Origin of the sequence: Pollutimonas rozaliensis (assembly GCF_048751585.1) — a bacterium.
Classification (GTDB): Bacteria; Pseudomonadota; Gammaproteobacteria; order Burkholderiales; family Burkholderiaceae_B.
Genome location: NZ_JAZHOB010000005.1, coordinates 335914 through 354612 on the forward strand (window position 1 = coordinate 335914; position 18699 = coordinate 354612).

Here is an 18699-nt window from a genome sequence, read left to right on the forward strand (position 1 = left end):
ACACGCAGGGCAAAGCCGCTTTATCAGCAGGGTTGCCAAGCCTTCAGCCCCAAGCGCTGTGATATATTTCGTCACGAAAGAGGTGCTTTCGAGGCAGAAGCCCGCGTCCCGTCGACCAGCGGCCATGCCTTGCGAAAGTTAAATGGGAAACAGACGTCGTGCTTGCTCCGGCAAGAATCCCGCGCCCAAACTGTGCTGCCCCCGCAACGGTAAGCATGCCCCGCATGCCAGCCCGATACCGGCCTTGATCATCCCTTGGTTCATCTTCCAATTCGGCGCTTTGCCGCTTGCCGGCTTGTCCGGCCGGTCCTGGCCGATGCGAAGATGCTTTTTCTTGCGACGTGCGGGGACGCACGTTTTTCAGGGTCTATCATGCCTTTCACCTTAAACCGGCAAGCGCTTGCCGTTCTCTCCTGTTTTCTCCCTTTGGCCGCAGCGGCCCAAACCGCCAACTCCGTTCCCCGGCTCGACGATATTGTCGTGACCGCCAGCCGCACGGCGCAACTGGAAAAGGACGTCATTGGCGACGTCACGGTCATCAAGAAGGAAGACCTTCAAAAAGAAGGCCAGAACAGCATTGCCGAGATACTGGCCAAGCAGCCGGGGATACAGTTCTACAGCAATGGCGGCCCGCAGACCGCCACGGGCGTGATGCTGCGAGGCAACGAACCGCGCCACACCCTGGTCCTGATCGACGGGATCCGCGTCAACAGCATGATCACGAGCGTGACTAACTGGAACGCGATCGATCCGGCCACGGTTGAACGCATTGAAGTTATTCGCGGCGCCGCCAGCAGTCTGTACGGTTCCGATGCGATTGGCGGCGTCGTGAACATCATTACCAAGAAAACAGGAGAAGACCGGCCGCTGGGCGCCTGGGGCAATATCGGCTACGGCACCTACGACACATTCAAATCCAGCGTGGGAATTTCCGGCGCGCAGGACGGCTGGGATTACGCCTTGTCCAGCAGCCTGGCTGAAAGCAGCGGATTCAATGCCACGCGCCGCCCCGAAAGCCCCACCGCATTTGATTCATACAATAGAGACGCCGATGGCTATACGCAACGGTCTCTTAATGCCTCGCTGGGATACCGTTGGAGGGCGGGCCACCATATCGGTTTGACCGCTTACAACGGCTATATGAATGGCGACTTCGATTCAGGCCCCGATCCGCGCCGCGCCTACGCAATCACCCGGCAACAAGCCTATTCCGTTACCAGCACCGACGACATCACCAGCTATTGGCAGAGCGTGTTGCGGTTCGGCTATTCCAAAGAATTCATCGACAGCCGCAGCGTAGATATGTTCTCGGGCGAGTTCGGCTCCAGCACGCTTGGAAGCCAGCAACGAAGCTATTCCTGGCAGAACAACCTGAAACTTTCGAAAGACCAGAATGTATCGCTTGTCCTGGAACGCCAGGAAGAGCGGCCTTCGGGCTCGTCCGGATTCACCATCAATCGGCGCGACACCAACTCGGCCGGCCTTGTATACCGTGGCGACTTCAATCGGCATCATCTGCAGGCCAGCCTGCGCAATGACAACATTTCAGGCTATGGCAACCAGTCCACCGGTGGACTTGCCTACGATCTGGACCTGAACGACCAATGGCGGGTGGGTGTCGCAGGCAATACGGGCTTCCGCGCCCCCAACTTCACCGAACTGTATGCGCCGCTGAACTTCGGCTTTGTGGGCAATCCCGACCTTGAGCCTGAAAAATCCCGGAACATCGAAGCGAGCATCCGTTATACGTCCGATACGACACGCCTGAGCGCGGTGGCCTATCAAAACAAGGTCAGGCAGCTCATCGACGGCTACGTCTGCTTCCTGGACTGCGGCGGCTTCAGCGGCACCTTCCATGCCGAAAACGTGAATTCGGCCACGCTGCGTGGACTGACCCTGGGTGCGGAGTACGACATCGGACGTACGACGCTGCGTGCCGGAGCGGATTTCCTGGATCCCCGTAACGACGACTCCGGAAACCAGCTGCGCTGGCGCGCCAGGCAGGTGTACCGTTTGGGAGTGGACCATCGCTTCGAGGCTCTTAGAGTCGGTGCCGAATATCAGTTCACCGGCAAACGCTACAACGATGCGGATAACAAAGTCTCCATCGGCGGTTACGGCCTGTACAACCTGACGGCGGCCTATGATTTCAGCAAAAACGTCGGGGTGCAGGTACGCTGGAACAACCTTTTCAATAAGGATTACACCAATGTCTACGGCTACAACATGCCCGGCTCCAACATATTCGTGAACTTCTCGTTCCGGATGTAGGCGCATGAAGTCCGGTTTGCGCACATGGGCAGTCGCGGCACGCCTTGCCGCATGCTGCTTCGTGGCGGGCGTTGGGGCATTGGCCCCAACACCCGCGCGGGCTCAGGCCGGACCCATGCAAAGCGATACGGCCCCGACGGCTGAAGTCCAGCCGCCAGCCGCCCGCGCCATTACCCTGGCGCCGCATATTACCGAGCTGATCTTCGCCGCCGGGGCCGGCGACAAGATCGTGGGAACCGTGTCCAGCAGCGACTTCCCCGCCCCGGCAAAGGCCATCCCCCGTGTGGGCGACGGGATGAACGCCAATGTCGAAAAGACGCTGGCGCTTCGTCCCGATGTCGCCATCGCCTGGCTGCCCTCCGGCGCCGCGCAAACGCTGGCTCCGACGCTATCCCGCATGGGCATACCGCTGCTCTACTCCCGGCCGCGGACACTGGACGACATCCCCGCCGAGATCCTCCGGTTCGGGAAACTGTTCGCCACGGAAAGCACCGCCCTTCCCGCCTCCAAGGCGCTTCAGACGCGCATCGCGGCCTTGCGCACCCGCCATATCGGCAGCAAGCCCGTTTCTGTGTTCATTGAAGTCGGAACATCGCCCCTATATACGATAGGCAAGGACCCCTTGTTGAATGACGCGCTGCGCCTATGCGGCGGTGTGAATATCTACACCGACACCGCGATAGCCGCCCCTCAGATAAATGCCGAAAGTGTGCTGGTCAGGCGGCCAGAGGTCATCATCGCCCCCACAGCCAACGGCATTCGCCTGAATGAGGTGCGCAATCGCTGGACCGCCTTGCACCTTCCGGCAGCCCTGAACGGCCATGTATATGGCATCGATCCGGATGCATTCTTCCGGCCGGGACCGCGCCTTATCGGCGCCGTGGAAGCGCTTTGCTCCTATCTGGAGCAGGCCCGCTAGGACCCGTTTACGTTACAGAGGAAACCACGCCGGCCTGGCACATTCCCGGCTTGATGCCCGATTCACGGGAAATTATGCAAGCATAGTTTTCTAAAACTGTCTAATTTGTAAAAAAATACGCTTCATGTAACAATTCATCACCCTAGCGGGAAGGAGGATCGGCGGCCAAGCCGATGGGTTCAACGTTAAGCAGAGAAAAATAATGAAAGCACTCTTGGTTACGGGTTTATTGGCGGTTGCTCTTAGCGGCTGCGCCGTTCCCCAAGCCACCCGAAACTATACGGCGGATCTGAACGCCGGCAATATCCCCGGCGCCACTGAAAACGCCATCGCGCAAGCCGACGAGAAAGACGGGGCGCCCCGCGACCTGCTTTGGGCTCTAGAGGCTGGAACCCTGCTGCGACACAACGGCTTGTTCGAGCGGTCGACCAAAATGCTCGATGGCGCCGAAGAACTCATGAAAGAGGACGACACACGCAATCTGGTGGCCAGCGGAGCCAATCAGACCATGGCCGTGCTGGTCAACGACAACGTCATGCCCTACAGCCCCGCCGTGTATGACACCGTCATGCTGAACACCTACAAGGCGCTGAACTTCTGGCAGCAGGGCGACTACGATAATGCACGCATCGAATGGAACCGCACGGATGACAGGCAGCGGCGCGCCTCCGAGCATTTTGAAAGCGAAATCGACAAGCAGCGCGACGAAATCAAAAAGGAACAGAACTCCGACCTGGTCGAGCGCAGCGTTTCCGATTCCAGCGGCGCGCTGAAAGCCGCCGGGGTCGATATCGAGCATTGGGCGCCATACACGGGTTACGTCAACCCGGCATCGCTGTATCTGCATGGTCTGTACTTCCTGCTCAACGGAGAGAACAAGGCTGACTACGATCGTGCCCATCAAAGCCTGCAGCGCGCCTTCGCTCTGACCAAGAACAGCCAGGTCAAGGTGGACATGAACGCCGCCAAGCGACCCAAGAAACTGAAGCCGTCCGTCTGGATCGTTTTCGAGAACGGCCTTGCCGCCCGCAAGGAAGAACGCCGCATCGACCTGCCCCTGTTCCTGGTTACCGGCAATGTGAATTACACCGGCATTGCGCTGCCCATCATGGGCGACGGCCAGCCCGCCCATCCATACGTGGCGGTGGGCCGCCAACAAAGTCAATTGCTGGCCGACATGGACACCATCATCCGCGGCGAATTCAAGACCAAGTTCAGCGGCATCCTGATCCGGGAAATCATTCGTGCCACCGCCAAGACCGTAGTCCAGAAACAGTTGAACGACTCCAGCCCGTGGCTGGGCCTGATCGCCGCCGTGGCCCAGGCCGCCACCACGCAGGCCGACCTGCGCGGCTGGATGACCCTGCCGCAGAACTTCCAGCTATTGAACGTTCCCTACCCGGCCAACAAGCAGGTTGTCCTGAGCTTTCCCGGCATCGATGACATCACGGTGGATCTACCCGAAAAAAAGCAGCCCATCGTCATCTATGTGCGCGCGCTGAACCCGGCAAGCGCTCCCAGCATCCATATGCTGGCTTCCAAATAATCCGTTACCAGCGAGAATCACTGTGAATACCAAGCTCCTGCTCTCCAGCCTTGCCCTGACACTGGCGCTTACCGGCTGCGCCACCACGACTCATTATGTCGACCAGAAAAACGACAAGGTCGCCGTAATGGGCCTGGACTACAAAGACTTCGAAAACGCCGCCAGCGAGATGGTCAACCAGATGCTGGCATCGCCTCTGATGGTCCACCCCAAGGCCTCGCAAGGCGGCCGCTATGTCATGGCCGTATCCAATATCGTGAACGACACCACCCAGCGCATCGACACGGACCAATTAACCAAGAAAATCCGCATCAGCCTGCTGAATTCCGGCCGCTTCATCGTTACCACCGCCATAGGCGTGAACGGCGCCGAAGACGATATGACGCGCAAATCGCGCCAATTGCGGAACTCGAAGATGGTCAATCAAAAGACCGTCAAGAAAGACGGCCGCGTCATCGCGCCCGACTACTCGCTGTCCGGGAAGATCATCCAGCGCGTCAACCGCGTGAGCAGCCGCACGCAGCAGGTCGATTACTACTTCCAGTTGACCATGACCAACCTGGATGACGGCCTGGCCTACTGGGAAGGCGAATACCCCATCATCAAGCGCGGCGACAACCGGACGGTGACCTGGTAATGAAAAAACTCGCTTTCCTGGCGCTGGGCCTGCTGTGGTCGCTACAGACGAATGCCGAAATCGTCGTCGTCCAAGCCAAAGGCTATGGCGACACCTATGAACAAGCCGTCGAGTCGGCGCTGGGCGATGCCATCAAGCAGATCAACGGCGCCAGCGTGGCTACTCGTTCGGCCAGTCCCAAGGCCTATGCCCAAGTCAAGGACGCCCAGGAAACCCGCACACAGGGCACAGCGGACACCTCGCTGAAAAAAGAAGCTAAAGAAAGCGGCATGCTTCATGACACGGTGACAGAAAACACCGACACGGCAAAGAGCGTCTTCGACACCACCACGGCCGCATCAGGCAAGACGACTCTGGAAATCGGCGTGGGAAGCAGCAACGATGTGCGCAGCCAGGGCAAAGTCAAAAGCTATAAAGTGCTTTCCCAGGAGTGCACCGACAAGCGTTGCGAGGCGGTGCTTGAGGTTTCCATAGAGAAGTTCGAGTACAAGAGCAAGACGGCAAAACTGGAGCGGGACAGCATCAGCGTGGTCGCCACCGGCCGCCTGCGCAACAGCAAGACCGCCGCGCAGTTGCGCCAGGCCGTCACAGACAAGCTGGTAAAAAGCGGACGCTTCACAGTACTGGATCGGAGCAACGAGGCGGAGCTTGAAAAGGAACTGAGCTTCCTGGGCAGCGAAAAGGTCTCCGACCAGGAACGGGCGCGCCTGGGCCAGGCGCTGGGTGCCGACTTCATGCTTATATTGAACCTGACACAGGCCGGAGTAGCCACCAAGGTCAAGGAAACGCATGTGGACATGACCGGCGAATACAGCCGCGAAGTTTCCCATTCGACCAGCGCCTCCATGCGCTATTCACTGGTCGAATCCGCCACGCGGGCTGTCAAGTGGTCCGATTCGATGTCCTTCCGCTCCGGCGGCAGCCAGGTCAACGCGGCGATGGACAAGTTTCTTGAAAAGGTGGTGGGCGACATCGGCGAAATCGTCAATCCACCCAAAGTAGTCGCCGTGCATAACGGCAAAGTCATCATCAACCGCGGTACCGGCAGCGCCGCCGCCGGCCAGACCTACGAAATCTATTCGTTGGGCGAAGCCCTGGTCGATCCGGATACCGGTGAAACCCTGGGCGCCGCCGAAGAAAACGTTGCCACCATCCGAATCGTGGACGTCAAACCCAAGCTGGCCTACGGGGAGATCGTCAAAGGCAGCGCCGATGTCATCGAAAAAGGCGCTATTGCCCGCATGAAGGCGGCTCCGCCCGCCGCCCCCAAGAAAAAGGCGCCAGCCCGCAAGGCGGCACCTTCGGCATCGGATCAGAATATCGATGCGGCCGGAGGCGTGATCTTGTAAAGCGGCGCGCGGCCAAATGGATTATTCTTTTATATTGTCCCGCCGGCCGCTGTACCATTGGCAGCGGCCGGCGGGACAATCAACGCCGAAATTCGTCGCCGCGTTGACGCCACGCCTTAACCATACGCCGCACAATCATGAATCACGCAGACACCTTCACCCTTGCCGGACACAGCTATACGTCACGACTGCTGGTCGGCACGGGTAAATACAAGGACTTCGAGGAAACCCGCCAGGCCATAGACGCCAGCGGGGCCGAAATCGTCACCGTCGCCATACGCCGCACCAACATCGGCCAGAACGCCGGCGAACCGAACCTGCTGGATTTCCTGCCGCTCTCCAAGTTCACCATCTTGCCCAATACCGCCGGATGCTATACGGCCGAAGATGCCGTGCGCACCCTGCGCCTGGCGCGCGAGCTGCTGGATGGCAACGACCTGGTCAAGCTTGAAGTACTGGGCGATAAAGACAATCTTTTCCCCAATATGCCGGAAACGCTGGACGCCGCCAGGACACTGGTCCAGGAAGGCTTCAAGGTCATGGTCTATTGCACCGATGACCCCATACAGTGCCGCATGCTGGAAGACATAGGCTGTGTCGCCGTCATGCCGCTGGCTTCGCTTATCGGTTCGGGCATGGGCATACTGAACCCCTGGAACCTGCGCCTGATCATCGACCAGGCGCAGGTCCCCGTCCTGGTGGACGCGGGCGTGGGCACCGCATCCGACGCCGCCGTGGCCATGGAGCTTGGCTGCGACGCGATACTGATGAACACCGCCATCTCCGGCGCCCGCAATCCCGTGCTCATGGCCAGCGCCATGAAAAAGGCCGTGGAAGCCGGACGGGAAGCCTTCCTGGCCGGACGCGTGCCGCGCAAGTTCTACAGCGCCGACCCCAGCTCGCCCACTGAAGGCCTGATTCAATCCCGCTCTTAGACAGGCAAACGCCGCACATGATTCCCAATACGCTTACCATCGCCGGTGTCGACCCCTCCGGCGGCGCCGGCATACTGGCCGACATCAAGACCATGAGCGCGCTGGGCGCCTATGGAACCGCCGTCATCGCGGCGCTTACCGCGCAGAACACGCAAGCGGTCACAGGCATTTCACCCATTCCTCCCGCTTTCGTCGTCGAGCAGATCGACACGCTGTTCGCCGACGTGCGCATCGATGCCGTTAAGATCGGCATGCTGGGCCAGCAGGCGGTCACGCGCGTGGTGGCCGAGCGCCTGGCGCACTGGAAGCCTGCGCATTTGGTGCTGGATCCGGTCATGGTGGCAAAAAGCGGCGATCATCTTCTTGAACGCTCCGCCGTGGACGAGCTGCGCGAAAGCCTGTTGCCGCTGGCCACCCTGCTTACACCCAACCTGCCCGAGGCGGGCGTGCTGCTGGGGTCGTCGCCGGCCGACTCGCTGAAAGAGATGCGCCGCGTTGCCGAGAAATTGCGCAGGCTGCTGAACGATTCCGGCGAGCGCTGGGTCTTTCTCAAGGGCGGCCACCTGCCCGGCAATGACACCATCGATGTCCTGCACGACGGCGACCGCCTTATCGAGCTTCCCGGGCGGCGCATCGACACCCGCAATACACACGGCACGGGCTGCACTCTTTCAGCCGCGCTGGCCGCGCTGCTGCCAAGGGTGAACGACGTTCCCGAGGCGGCCCGGCAGGCCAAGGCCTATCTGGTCCAGGCCATTGCTCGCGCCGACGAGCTGGACGTGGGAAAAGGCCACGGCCCCGTACAGCATTTTCATGCGTGGTGGCCCGCGCCAAGCCCGGGCAAATAAGCTATAGTAGACAAGCTTGGCGCATTCTGCCCTCAAGGCGGCATGGCGACCAATACGCTACCATTCATTACCTTTGTTTTTCTTTGTAGAAGCTATGAACGTTACTGCGCTATCAGAAATCGAACAGGCCCGGTTCAATATGGTCGAACAGCAGATCCGGCCTTGGGAAGTCCTTGATACGCGGGTCTTGCAGGCGCTCTTCGAGGTGCAACGCGAACGCTATGTACCGGCGCCCATGCAAGGATTGGCTTTTTCCGACGTCGAACTGCCCCTGATCATCAATTCGGTCGATACGCGGGAAAGCATGCTTACCCCAAAAGTGGAAGCCCGCCTGGCACAGGAACTGCGGTTAAAGCCCACCGATTGCGTGCTGGAGATCGGCACCGGCTCGGGCTACCAGGCCGCCCTGCTTGCCAAGCTGGCACAGCAAGTCACCAGCATCGAAGTCGATAGCCGGCTGGCCGCCTTCGCGCTTCAGAATCTGCAACGCAACCAGGTAGGCAACGTCAAGGTCGAGACCGGCGACGCGCACGCAGGCTGGGGCACGACCGAATACGACGCCATCCTGCTGACCGGTTCCGTCCCCGTCGTGCCCGACGCGCTGAAATATCAACTGAGCATCGGCGGACGCCTGGTCGTCGTCGTAGGCCAGAACCCCGTCATGACGGCATGCCGCATCACCCGCAACAGCGCTGCAAGCTTCGACACCGTCAATCTGTTCGACACGGTCATCAAGCCGCTGCGCGGCGCAACGGTCACTCAGTTCAAGTTCTAGATGCCTAAGGCCCGCTGGCGCGCAAAACTGGGATTCGCGCTGCTTCTGGCAATCAGCGCGTCGCCGGGCTACACCCAGGATCTACTTCAGATCTGGCAGATGGCGCTGCAACGCGATCCCATCTATGCGGCCAGCCGCGCCGGCCGCGACGCCGATCAGGAAATCGTCCCGCAAGCCCGCGCGCAGCTATTGCCCTACATCACAGCCAGCGCCGTCGCGGAAGTGGACGATGCCCGACGCCTGCAAGGCCTGAACAGCAGTTCCAGCCAACGCCGCGGGCTATGGGCACTGACGCTGGTGCAGCCTTTGTTCGACGCGGGCGCATGGGGAGGCCTGAAGCGCGCCGAATTCATCGCCAAGTCGGCCGATGTCATCCAGGCCCGAGCCTACCAGGAACTGATACTGCGCGTCTCGCAGGCGTATTTCGATGTCTTGGCGGCGCAAGACACCTTGCGCGCCCTGCAAGCCCAAAAGTCGGCGGTCGAAACGCAGTTGCGGGCCGCCAAGCAAGGCTTCGAGCTGGGCAGCACCACCATCACCGATACGTACGAAGCGCAGGCGCGGCTGGATCTGCTGAATGCCGGCGAGCTGCAGGCCACCAATGTGCTGCAGGTCAGCCAGGACCAATTGGCCAAGATCATCAACGAGCGGCCGCAAGAGCTTGCCGAGCTGGCATCCGATACTGTGTTGCCGGCCCCGCAGCCGAACCGCCTGACCGACTGGACCATGCAGTCGTCCAGCGCCAGCCTGGCCGTTGCACAGGCCGAATTGGCCGCCAAGATCGTCGAGAAGCAGATCGACATCGCCAAGAGCCAGCACTATCCCACGCTGCATCTGCAAGCCCAGACAGGCAGCGCATCGGACCGGGGCCTGTATTATCCCAATGGCGGTCCGCGCTCGCTGGACAGCACCGTAGGGGTACAGCTTTCGATTCCCATTTTCACGGGCGGAGAGATCTCTTCCGTCGTCCGCGAGCAGACATCGCGTCTGCAGCAGGCACGCTACGAACTTGAAAACGCCAAGCGGCAGGCGGTGCAATCGACGCAGCAGTATTTTTCGGGGGTGACCTCGGGGCTGGCCCAGATCAAGGCCCTGCAAGCGGCCGAGAAATCCAGCCTGGCGTCCCTGCAAGCCAACCAGACAGGCTACGAAGTGGGGGTGCGCATCAACATCGACGTGCTCAATGCCCAGCAGCAGCTGTACGAAACACAGCGCGCCCTGTCGCGCGCGCGGTACGATACGCTGATGAACAGCCTGCGGCTAAAAGCCAGCAGCGGCATCCTGAACGATCAGGACATCGTCGCCATCAACCAGTTGCTGTCCACCGGTACTCGCTGATATCTCCACGCCCGGCCGCTACCTGCGCTAACGCCTGATCTTGCCGATCAGCGAGGTCGTGGAACGCTGAAACTCGAAAGGTATCGCCACCGCCCGTCCGCCCCAGCTTTTCACGCTGGCGGTCTCGGGCAAGGTTTCCATATCGTAGTCGCCGCCCTTGACGATGACATCGGGACGCAGTTGCTCGATCAGCGCCTGGGGCGTGTCTTCGTCGAACTCGGTCACCATGCTGACGCAGGACAAGGCCGCCAACAAGGCGGCGCGGTCCGCCAGGCAATTCAAAGGACGGTCGTCGCCCTTGCCCAGGCGGCGGACGGATTCATCGATGTTCAGAGCCACGATCAGGCTGGCGCCCAGTTGGGCGGCCTGGTCCAGATAGGTGACGTGGCCCCGATGCAGGATATCGAACACGCCGTTGGTGAAGATAAGAGGGCGCGGCAATGCGCCCGCCTTGATCGCCGCCACGCAGTCGTCGCGCGAAAGTATCTTGGATTCGAAACGAGCCGGCATACCGTCCATGACAGGCGCCGTTATGCCGGCGCCAGCCCTTTCAAAAGGTCTTTGCGGTAGCGGTTCAAGTCCTGCACGGTGTTGAACGTGTTGTCCATGAGCAGCGACATGTTATGCAGGATGCGCGAGCTGACCTTGCCTTCCCAATCCTTGTCGAAACATATCTGGTTGTCCAGCCAATTTTCCAGCCAACCCGGCGAAGGCAGCTTGGACTGCACCGTATCTTGCGGATACATGTCTTTGTTCACGTGCAGATTGGTGGGGTGCAGGGCCTGCGGCGTACGATGCGCCGATGCCATCAGCACGCCGATCTTCGAGAAGGCGATGCGCGCGTTATGGCCGAATTCCCGGCCCTGATGGACCAGGGCGCGCTTCATGTAGCGCAGGTAAGCGCCGGCATGGCGGGCTTCGTCCTGGGCGATGATTTTATAGATGGCCTTGATCACGGGCTCGGTGTGCCAGTCAGAAGCGCGCCGGTACCAATGATTCAGCCGGACTTCGCCGCAAAAGTGCAGCATCAGCGTTTCCAGGGCCGGGGCCGGATCGAACTCGAAGCGCACTTTATGCAGTTCTTCTTCGGTCGGCACCAGTTCGGGACGGAAGCGGCGCAGGTATTCGATAAGAGCCAGCGAATGCTTCTGCTCTTCGAAGAACCACACCGACATGAAGGCGCAGAAATCGCTGTCGTCGCGGTTATCGCGCAGGAACATCTCCGTTGCCGGTAAGGCGGCCCATTCGGTAATGGCGTTCATCTTGATCGTATAAGCCTGATCGTCGCTCAGCTTGCTGGGGTCGTAATCATCCCAGGGAATATCGGTGGCCATATTCCAGCGCACCGCTTCCATGGATTTGAACAATTCAGGGTAAAGCATGGGAATCTCTCTTAATGTATATCCGGTACACCGGGCGGGCGTGCGCTTGCTATCAGCCTTGCACTATAAAGGGGCCATTTAACAAAAACATGTCAGGCCGGGATTTTGGGCGCTTATTGCGCGCCGGACGGGCTTGGGAAAGTACATGGCCTACTGGCGCGTCAGCGCCCACACCGCCACGCCCAAGCCCACAGCAATAACGGCCAACAGGGTGATCAACAGTCTATTCGTCTGCTCCTGGGCGCGCCGCATGCGTTCCAGTTCCAAGTTTAACCCAGGGCCGGTATCGGGCCGGCTAAGGTTGGCATAGACCAGACGCGGGATCTGGGGCAGGATTTGCGACCACTGGCTGGCTTCCTTATCCAGTTGCTTGCGCAGGCCCGCCAGGCCAACGCGCTCGTGCATCCATTTTTCCAGATAGGGTTTGGCCGTTTTCCATAAATCCAGATCGGGATCCAGCTCGCGCCCCATGCCCTCCACGTTCAGCAGAGTTTTCTGAAGCAGGACCAGTTGGGGCTGGATTTCAACATTGAAGCGGCGCGAGGTCTGGAACAGGCGCAATAGAACCTGGCCCAGCGATATTTCCGACAAAGGCCTGTCGAAGTATGGCTCGCACACCGCTCGCACCGCGCCCTCGAGTTCTTCTTCGCGCGTGGTCGCAGGCACCCACCCCGATTCGATATGCAACTGCGCGACACGATGGTAATCGCGCCGGAAGAAGGCCAGAAAGTTCTGGGCAAGGTAATTTTTGTCGAATTCGGACAGGGAGCCCACTATGCCGAAGTCCAGGGCAATGTAGCGTCCCAGAGTTTCGGGCTGGTCGGATACGTAAATATTGCCGGGATGCATATCGGCATGAAAAAAGCCGTCGGTAAAAACCTGGGTAAAGAATATCTCGACACCTGTCCGGCCCAATTCCCGGGTATCGATGCCGGCCGCCTTCAGGCGTTCGGTCTGGCTGACGGGAATGCCGCGCATGCGCTCCATGGTAAATACCGTGGTCGCGCAGTATTCCCACACAACTTCGGGCACCATCAGCAAATGCTCGCGGCCGCGTTCGGTAGAGAAGTTGCGCCGCAGTTGGCTGCAATTGGACGCCTCGCGGATCAGATCGAGTTCGTCGTGCAGATAATTGTCAAATTCGGCCACCACCTGGCGCGGTTTCAGGCGGCGTCCATCGGCCGCCAGACGCTCGACCAGCCTGGCCAAGGCGCCCAACAGGGTAAGGTCTTTCTCGATGATCTCGCGCATGCCCGGGCGCAGCACCTTGACGGCCACCTCGCGACCGTCGTGCAAGACGGCAAAATGCACCTGTGCGATCGATGCCGAGGCGACAGGATCGGTTTCGAAATGCTTGAAAAGCGTATGCGGCGAAGCGCCCAGCGCGGCTTCGATACTTGCGGCGGCTTGGTCGGACGGAAAGGGCGGAACCCTGTCCTGCAGCAAGGCAAGTTCTATGGCCACATCCAGGGGAATCAAGTCGCGGCGCGTGGAAAGCACTTGACCGAATTTGACGAAAATGGGCCCCAGCGACTCCAGCGCCAAGCGCAGCCGCACGCCGCGCGGCATCTTGGGCGGCCGCCCGAATCGAACGACGCGCAAAAGACCATAAGCGACAGGGTGTTTGATGCCCGACAGAACCAGTTCGTCCAGCCTGTAACGCAGGGCGATGAAAACAATATGCAGCAAGCGGAAAAAGGTGAACATGACGTCAACCCTTGCTTAAGCTGCCGCGCGTGCCAAGCGCTGCCACACGGGCCTCAAGGCCATCCAGGCGCTGGCGCAAAACCAGCAGGCCCGCTGTCCAATCCTCGAACCCTGGGCGATTGGCCATCATGCCGCTCTCTTCGGACAGAAACTCGCCGACATTGCCGGCAAGTCGGCCTGCAGTCAACTGCACGCCTTGCATCACGGCCTTGCCTGCTTGCAGCAGGCGCAAGGCGGCCATGTCCCCAACGAGCTTGGCCAGGTCCTCTTCGATATCCCATCGCAGATCTCGAGCCAGATCGGAAACCACCCGCGCCAGGCCCGCATCGCCTTCGATATGCATGATTTCGGCCACCGCGTCGGGGTCGCGCGAACGCAACACCGCTGGCAGGCCCGGTAATTTGTCGCTGGGGATGGTCAAGGTCACGTCGGGAACGACGGCCGGGTCGCAGGCTTGTACGAGGCCGCTGGCCTGTATGGCAAAACCGGTTTTGAATCGGCCGATCGCGAACCTGACGGTTTTCCCCGAGTGCCGGCTCAAGCGGTCACGCGCCCAGTCTTCCCGTAACAGCAGCTTGTTCAGGACACGGGCGTGTACCGCGGAGGGAGCAAAAAAGGGAGGCAATGAAAACATGATCGGGCGTGCGCGGCTAAGCCGTATCCAGAGAGCCTATATAGCAAGAGCTCAAGTTTAACGGTTTTACACGCGCACAACCCCAGCCAGCGATCAGCTGGCGTATTCGATCGGAATCTGCTGTATGCCCGCCAGCAGCCAGCCGGCGTTGTCGGCCTTGTACAAGTTCCAGACTTCTTCGAAACGGAATGCCTCGGATTCCTTCGATTCGCGCAGCATGCCTGAATAGCGCACGCTGGCCAAGTGGCCGCCCGATACGGCTTCGATGCCCAGAAGCTCGGCGTTCAGGAGCACGACCTCGGTCGCGTTGTTCTCGTTGCGGGTGAGGATTTCGGGCTTGACTTCGGCGATCAGGTCGTCGGTCATGTAGTCGCGCAGCTTGTCCAGATCGCCGCTGTCCCATACCGCCTGAATTTCAAGGAATTGCGTCTTGGCGGTGGCCAGAAAAGTCGCCGTATCGAAATCGCCGGGGATGAACCATTTTTCATCGATCGGGGGCGCGGGCACCGTGCTTACCGGTGCCGCCGCCGCGGCGGTCGCTGCCGCCGCGCCAGTCTGGCGCCAGGTGTTTTGCGAATGGGCGCCGCCCTGCCGATTCAAGGGGCTGGCGCCGCCGGCCTGCTGCAGGGCGGGACGAGCGGCCCCGCCGCGCAGCTTGCGCACGATGAACATGACGCCGAAGACCAGCAAGCCGATCAACAGCAGGCTGGACATCATTTCAAGAAATGCGCCCGACAGGCCAAGGCTGGAAAGCAGTGCGGCGATGCCCAGGCCGGCCGCAATGCCGGCAATGGGGCCCAGCCAGCGGGAAACACCGCTTTTTGCCGCTGTACCGGCCGCGGCCGCGCCGGCTGCCGGCGCGGCGGTGCGCGCCGTTGTGTTGGCAGCCGGCGGCGTAACGGCCTGGCGCTGCTGGGTTACGTTGGTCGACTGGCGGCCGAAGCTTTTGCCGCCGCCCATGCGGCGGGCTTCGGCGTCGAAGGACACCGAAAGCATGGCGCCCGCCGAAACCACCAGCATGGCAACCGCAAGCAACCGTGAAAAGCGTTGAGACATGTATTGCTCCTGTAGTGCAATGCGCCGCCTGACGCATTGCCGAATAAGTTCTCTTTTAATGATGTTAGCCCGCAAGATAGAATCTTACGGGAAGCTGAACGTTAGCATAACGTAGGACAGGCTGAAAGAAAAGAAGTTCCTTCAATCCAGATTGACGCCCTCGTGCAGCGCAACCAGGCCGGCGCTCAGGTTGAAATAGCGCACCTGCGATAGCCCAGCCTCGGTCAGCATGCCGGCCAGGGTGGCCTGGTCGGGGTGCATGCGTATGGATTCAGCCAGGTAACGGTAGCTTTCCTCGTCGCCCGCCACCTTCTTGCCCAGCCAGGGCAGGATATTGAACGAATACCAGTCGTAGGCGGGCGCCAGCGGCTTGGCAACGCGGGAGAATTCCAGCACCAGCAGCTTGCCGCCGGGCTTGAGCACGCGGCGCATCTCGGATAGCGCGCGATCCTTATGCGTCATGTTGCGCAAGCCGAAGGCCACACTGACGCGATCGAAATAAGCATCGGGAAAAGGGAGTTTTTCGGCGTCGCAAACCGCCGTGGGCACCAGCAGCCCTTTATCGGTCAAACGATCGCGCCCAACCCGGAGCATGGAATCATTGATGTCGGTCAGCCAGACCTCGCCGGTCACGCCGGCTTTTTTAGCGAAGGCACGGGCCAGATCGCCCGTGCCGCCTGCGATGTCCAGCACCTTCATGCCCGGGCGGACGTTGGCCCGCCCGATGGTGAATGCCTTCCAGACGCGATGCAGACCCACGGACATCAGGTCGTTCATGACGTCGTAGCGGTCGGCCACCGAATGAAACACTTGGGCGACCTTGCCGGCTTTTTCCGCTTCGCTGACCGTCTTGTAGCCGAAATGCGTGCTGGATTCGGGCATGGATTCAGTGGCGGACCGGTGGGAGGGGGAAATACGGGTATTTTGCATGGTTCATCAATCGTACATCATTCATGGCTATCTGGACGGCGAAAAGCCCACGCAAAATTCGACCGCAAGGCCGATTTTCACAAACCTGAAATATTTGAGCCATATTATGGCAATGAACGGCATTCGCGCATCCGCCGTCCAGTCAGGACGAAAGCTGCCGGAATCCGGCAAGCCCTGCCTGGAACGCCCATTGTTAAACGCTTTACATTATTATCAGGCGCTATGAGCACGACCATACTCGTTGTAGAAGATGAGCCCGCTATCCAGGAATTGATCTCGGTGAACTTGTCGTTTGCCGGCCATAAGGTGCTTCGCGCCTTCGACGCCGAGCAAGCGCAGACCCTGATACGCGCCGAGTTACCCGATCTGATCCTGCTGGACTGGATGCTGCCCGGCGCATCGGGCATTACTCTGGCCAAAACACTGCGATCGGACGAACGCACCCGCAACGTTCCGGTCATCATGCTGACCGCCAAGGGCGCTGAACACGACAAGGTGGAAGGCCTGGAAGCCGGGGCGGACGACTACATCACCAAGCCGTTCTCGCCCAAGGAGTTGATTGCGCGCATCAAGGCGGTGCTGCGCAGGCGCGCGCCGCAGCTGACCGACGACATCATTCAGATCGGGACGTTGAAGCTGGATCCCACCACGCATCGCGTGAACGGCAACGACATCACGCTGACAATAGGCCCCACCGAGTTTCGCCTGCTACACTTTTTCATGACGCACACCGAACGCGTGTTCTCGCGTGCTCAATTGCTCGATCAAGTGTGGGGGGATCACGTGTTCGTCGAAGAACGCACGGTGGACGTGCATATCCGACGCTTGCGCAAGGCCCTGGAACCCAGCGGCCATGAGAACCATATCGAAACCGTGCGCGGCGCGGGATATCGATTTACCAATCAGCTTCCCAAGCTTTCGTAAACGAATTTTGAAAGTCACCCGGCCCCACGGCCTTGAAACGTTGTCAACATGATCAAAACCATCATTTCAATCGGCTTGTGGGCAGTGCTGGGCTGGCTTTGCGGTTCGTGGCTCGGGCCGAATACGGGTTGGGGCGTGTTCTCGCTGGGCCTGGTCATCATGATTCTGGTCAGCGGCCTGCAGCTTTCGCGCATCGCGCGCTGGGTCGCGGACATCGACGCCCCGCCCCCGCCATCGGTCGGCCCCTGGGATGAAATACTGGCCCCCATCTACCGCCAGTTGCGGAAGAACAAACAGGATCTGGCCCTGCTGAATCGCCATGTGGACGGCATCATGCTGGCGGCCGAGGCCTTGCCGGATGGCGCCATCACCCTGGACGAGGCCATGCACCTGACCTGGTGCAATCAAACGGCCAGCGACCATATCGGCCTGGACATGAAGGCCGACCGCGGACACAGCATTTTCAATATCCTGCGCGCACCTGAGTTCGCCCGCTATGCCCGCCAAGCGTCCTGGCCGGGCCCCATCCTGCTCCACATGGACAAGGTGGGGCAGGAGAAGACCTTATTGGTGCAATTGACGCGCTACGGTGTCGGCCAGTTCCTGGTCGTGACGCGCGATGTGACCCAGGTCGAGAAGCTGGAAACGACGCGGAAGGATTTCGTTGCCAATGTATCGCATGAACTGCGCACGCCGCTGACCGTATTGTCGGGCTTCCTGGAAACGCTGCGCGACATGCCCGAAGGGTCGCTAAGCGCCGAGCAGCGCCTGTGCTATCAGACCCTCATGCTGGAGCAGGCCCAGCGCATGCAAGCCATTGTGGCTGATCTGCTTACCCTGTCGACGCTGGAATCGTCGCCGCACGCCGAAGGCGAGCCGGTGCGCATGAGCACGCTGATTCACACCGCCCTGCAGCAAGGCCGCATACTGTCCAACGACCAGCATGTCTTTGTCGAAAATGTCGCCGAGGATTTATGCATCACCGGCATCGAAACCGAGCTAGCCTCGGCGGTATCCAACCTGCTGACCAATGCCATACGCTATACGCCTAAAGACGGCACGATCACCGTCAGCTGGTATATAAGCGAAGATGGCCATGCTTGCTATTCCGTCCAGGACACCGGCATAGGCATCGCCTCGCAAGACATTCCCCGCCTGACGGAGCGCTTTTACCGCGTCGACCGCGGACGCTCGAGGGCCACCGGCGGCACCGGGCTGGGGCTGGCCATAACCAAGCATGTGGCCATGCGCCATAACGCCGAACTGACCATACACAGCCGGTTCGGCGCCGGCAGCCTGTTTTCGCTGATATTTCCGCCCGCGCGGGTCAGCGTCCCCGACTAGCGCCCGCCATGGGGAATGTCCGTATCGGCCGCCCAGAAACACCAGACGAAATATCTATAAAATGGGGACACGCTGTGCCATAGGCGGCAAAGCAAAACCGATTA

General features: G+C 60.3%; 18 protein-coding genes and 1 riboswitch. Of the genes, 12 read left to right on the top strand and 6 right to left on the bottom strand.

Annotated elements, in window-relative coordinates; genetic code table 11:
- Window positions 1–80: 80 nt before the first annotated feature.
- A riboswitch (cobalamin riboswitch) is annotated at window positions 81–245 on the top strand.
- A gap of 127 nt (window positions 246–372) precedes the next feature.
- The 9 genes from V0R37_RS11730 (at window position 373) to V0R37_RS11770 (ending at window position 10618) form a co-directional block, all read left to right on the top strand.
- Window positions 373–2271, top strand: a complete 1899-nt coding sequence (locus tag V0R37_RS11730; protein WP_420374688.1) for a TonB-dependent receptor domain-containing protein — start codon at window positions 373–375, stop codon at window positions 2269–2271.
- 4 nt (window positions 2272–2275) lie between these two features.
- Window positions 2276–3190, top strand: a complete 915-nt coding sequence (locus V0R37_RS11735; protein WP_420374689.1) for a cobalamin-binding protein — start codon at window positions 2276–2278, stop codon at window positions 3188–3190.
- A 202-nt stretch (window positions 3191–3392) separates the two neighbouring features.
- Window positions 3393–4736, top strand: coding sequence for a COG3014 family protein (locus V0R37_RS11740; protein ID WP_420374690.1), 1344 nt, complete (start codon window positions 3393–3395; stop codon window positions 4734–4736).
- Window positions 4737–4758: 22 nt separating this feature from the next.
- Window positions 4759–5373 (top strand): penicillin-binding protein activator LpoB, encoded by a 615-nt coding sequence (gene lpoB, locus V0R37_RS11745; protein ID WP_420374691.1) that lies wholly within the window; start codon window positions 4759–4761, stop codon window positions 5371–5373.
- On the top strand, window positions 5373–6722 hold the full coding sequence (locus V0R37_RS11750) for a CsgG/HfaB family protein (protein ID WP_420374692.1): 1350 nt from the start codon (window positions 5373–5375) through the stop codon (window positions 6720–6722). Before lpoB ends, V0R37_RS11750 begins: the two co-directional genes overlap by 1 nt.
- 137 nt (window positions 6723–6859) lie before the next feature.
- Window positions 6860–7657, top strand: a complete 798-nt coding sequence (locus tag V0R37_RS11755; protein WP_420374693.1) for a thiazole synthase — start codon at window positions 6860–6862, stop codon at window positions 7655–7657.
- Between the two features lie 17 nt (window positions 7658–7674).
- On the top strand, window positions 7675–8505 hold the full coding sequence (gene thiD / locus V0R37_RS11760) for a bifunctional hydroxymethylpyrimidine kinase/phosphomethylpyrimidine kinase (protein ID WP_420374694.1): 831 nt from the start codon (window positions 7675–7677) through the stop codon (window positions 8503–8505).
- A 94-nt stretch (window positions 8506–8599) separates the two neighbouring features.
- Window positions 8600–9280, top strand: coding sequence for a protein-L-isoaspartate O-methyltransferase family protein (locus V0R37_RS11765; protein ID WP_420374695.1), 681 nt, complete (start codon window positions 8600–8602; stop codon window positions 9278–9280).
- On the top strand, window positions 9281–10618 hold the full coding sequence (locus V0R37_RS11770) for a TolC family outer membrane protein (protein ID WP_420374696.1): 1338 nt from the start codon (window positions 9281–9283) through the stop codon (window positions 10616–10618).
- Window positions 10619–10645: 27 nt separating this feature from the next.
- Here V0R37_RS11770 and rfaE2 read toward each other — a convergent pair whose 3' ends face one another.
- From rfaE2 to ubiE, 6 genes are all read right to left on the bottom strand, one after another.
- Window positions 10646–11128, bottom strand: a complete 483-nt coding sequence (gene rfaE2 / locus V0R37_RS11775) for a D-glycero-beta-D-manno-heptose 1-phosphate adenylyltransferase (protein WP_420374721.1) — start codon at window positions 11126–11128, stop codon at window positions 10646–10648.
- Between the two features lie 20 nt (window positions 11129–11148).
- The gene (locus tag V0R37_RS11780; RefSeq protein WP_420374697.1) at window positions 11149–12000 is read right to left on the bottom strand and encodes a ferritin family protein; all 852 of its coding nucleotides are present in this window, start codon (window positions 11998–12000) and stop codon (window positions 11149–11151) included.
- A gap of 150 nt (window positions 12001–12150) precedes the next feature.
- Window positions 12151–13707, bottom strand: a complete 1557-nt coding sequence (gene ubiB, locus V0R37_RS11785) for a ubiquinone biosynthesis regulatory protein kinase UbiB (RefSeq protein WP_420374698.1) — start codon at window positions 13705–13707, stop codon at window positions 12151–12153.
- A 4-nt stretch (window positions 13708–13711) separates the two neighbouring features.
- On the bottom strand, window positions 13712–14341 hold the full coding sequence (locus tag V0R37_RS11790) for a ubiquinone biosynthesis accessory factor UbiJ (protein ID WP_420374699.1): 630 nt from the start codon (window positions 14339–14341) through the stop codon (window positions 13712–13714).
- A gap of 93 nt (window positions 14342–14434) precedes the next feature.
- Window positions 14435–15397, bottom strand: coding sequence for a Tim44 domain-containing protein (locus tag V0R37_RS11795; RefSeq protein ID WP_420374700.1), 963 nt, complete (start codon window positions 15395–15397; stop codon window positions 14435–14437).
- Window positions 15398–15538: 141 nt separating this feature from the next.
- On the bottom strand, window positions 15539–16327 hold the full coding sequence (ubiE, locus tag V0R37_RS11800) for a bifunctional demethylmenaquinone methyltransferase/2-methoxy-6-polyprenyl-1,4-benzoquinol methylase UbiE (RefSeq protein ID WP_420374701.1): 789 nt from the start codon (window positions 16325–16327) through the stop codon (window positions 15539–15541).
- On the opposite strand from ubiE, the gene V0R37_RS11805 reads away from it, so the two are divergent.
- Genes V0R37_RS11805 through phoR form a run of 3 tightly spaced genes read left to right on the top strand, consistent with a single transcriptional unit; the run spans window position 16326 to window position 18595 of the window.
- A complete protein-coding gene (locus V0R37_RS11805; protein WP_420374702.1) occupies window positions 16326–16553 on the top strand; it encodes a hypothetical protein in 228 nt (75 codons plus the stop codon). The genes ubiE and V0R37_RS11805 overlap by 2 nt on opposite strands.
- Window positions 16550–17251, top strand: a complete 702-nt coding sequence (phoB, locus tag V0R37_RS11810) for a phosphate regulon transcriptional regulator PhoB (RefSeq protein ID WP_420374703.1) — start codon at window positions 16550–16552, stop codon at window positions 17249–17251. Before V0R37_RS11805 ends, phoB begins: the two co-directional genes overlap by 4 nt.
- A 48-nt stretch (window positions 17252–17299) precedes the next feature.
- The gene (gene phoR / locus V0R37_RS11815; RefSeq protein ID WP_420374704.1) at window positions 17300–18595 is read left to right on the top strand and encodes a phosphate regulon sensor histidine kinase PhoR; all 1296 of its coding nucleotides are present in this window, start codon (window positions 17300–17302) and stop codon (window positions 18593–18595) included.
- The last annotated feature ends 104 nt before the right edge of the window (window positions 18596–18699 follow it).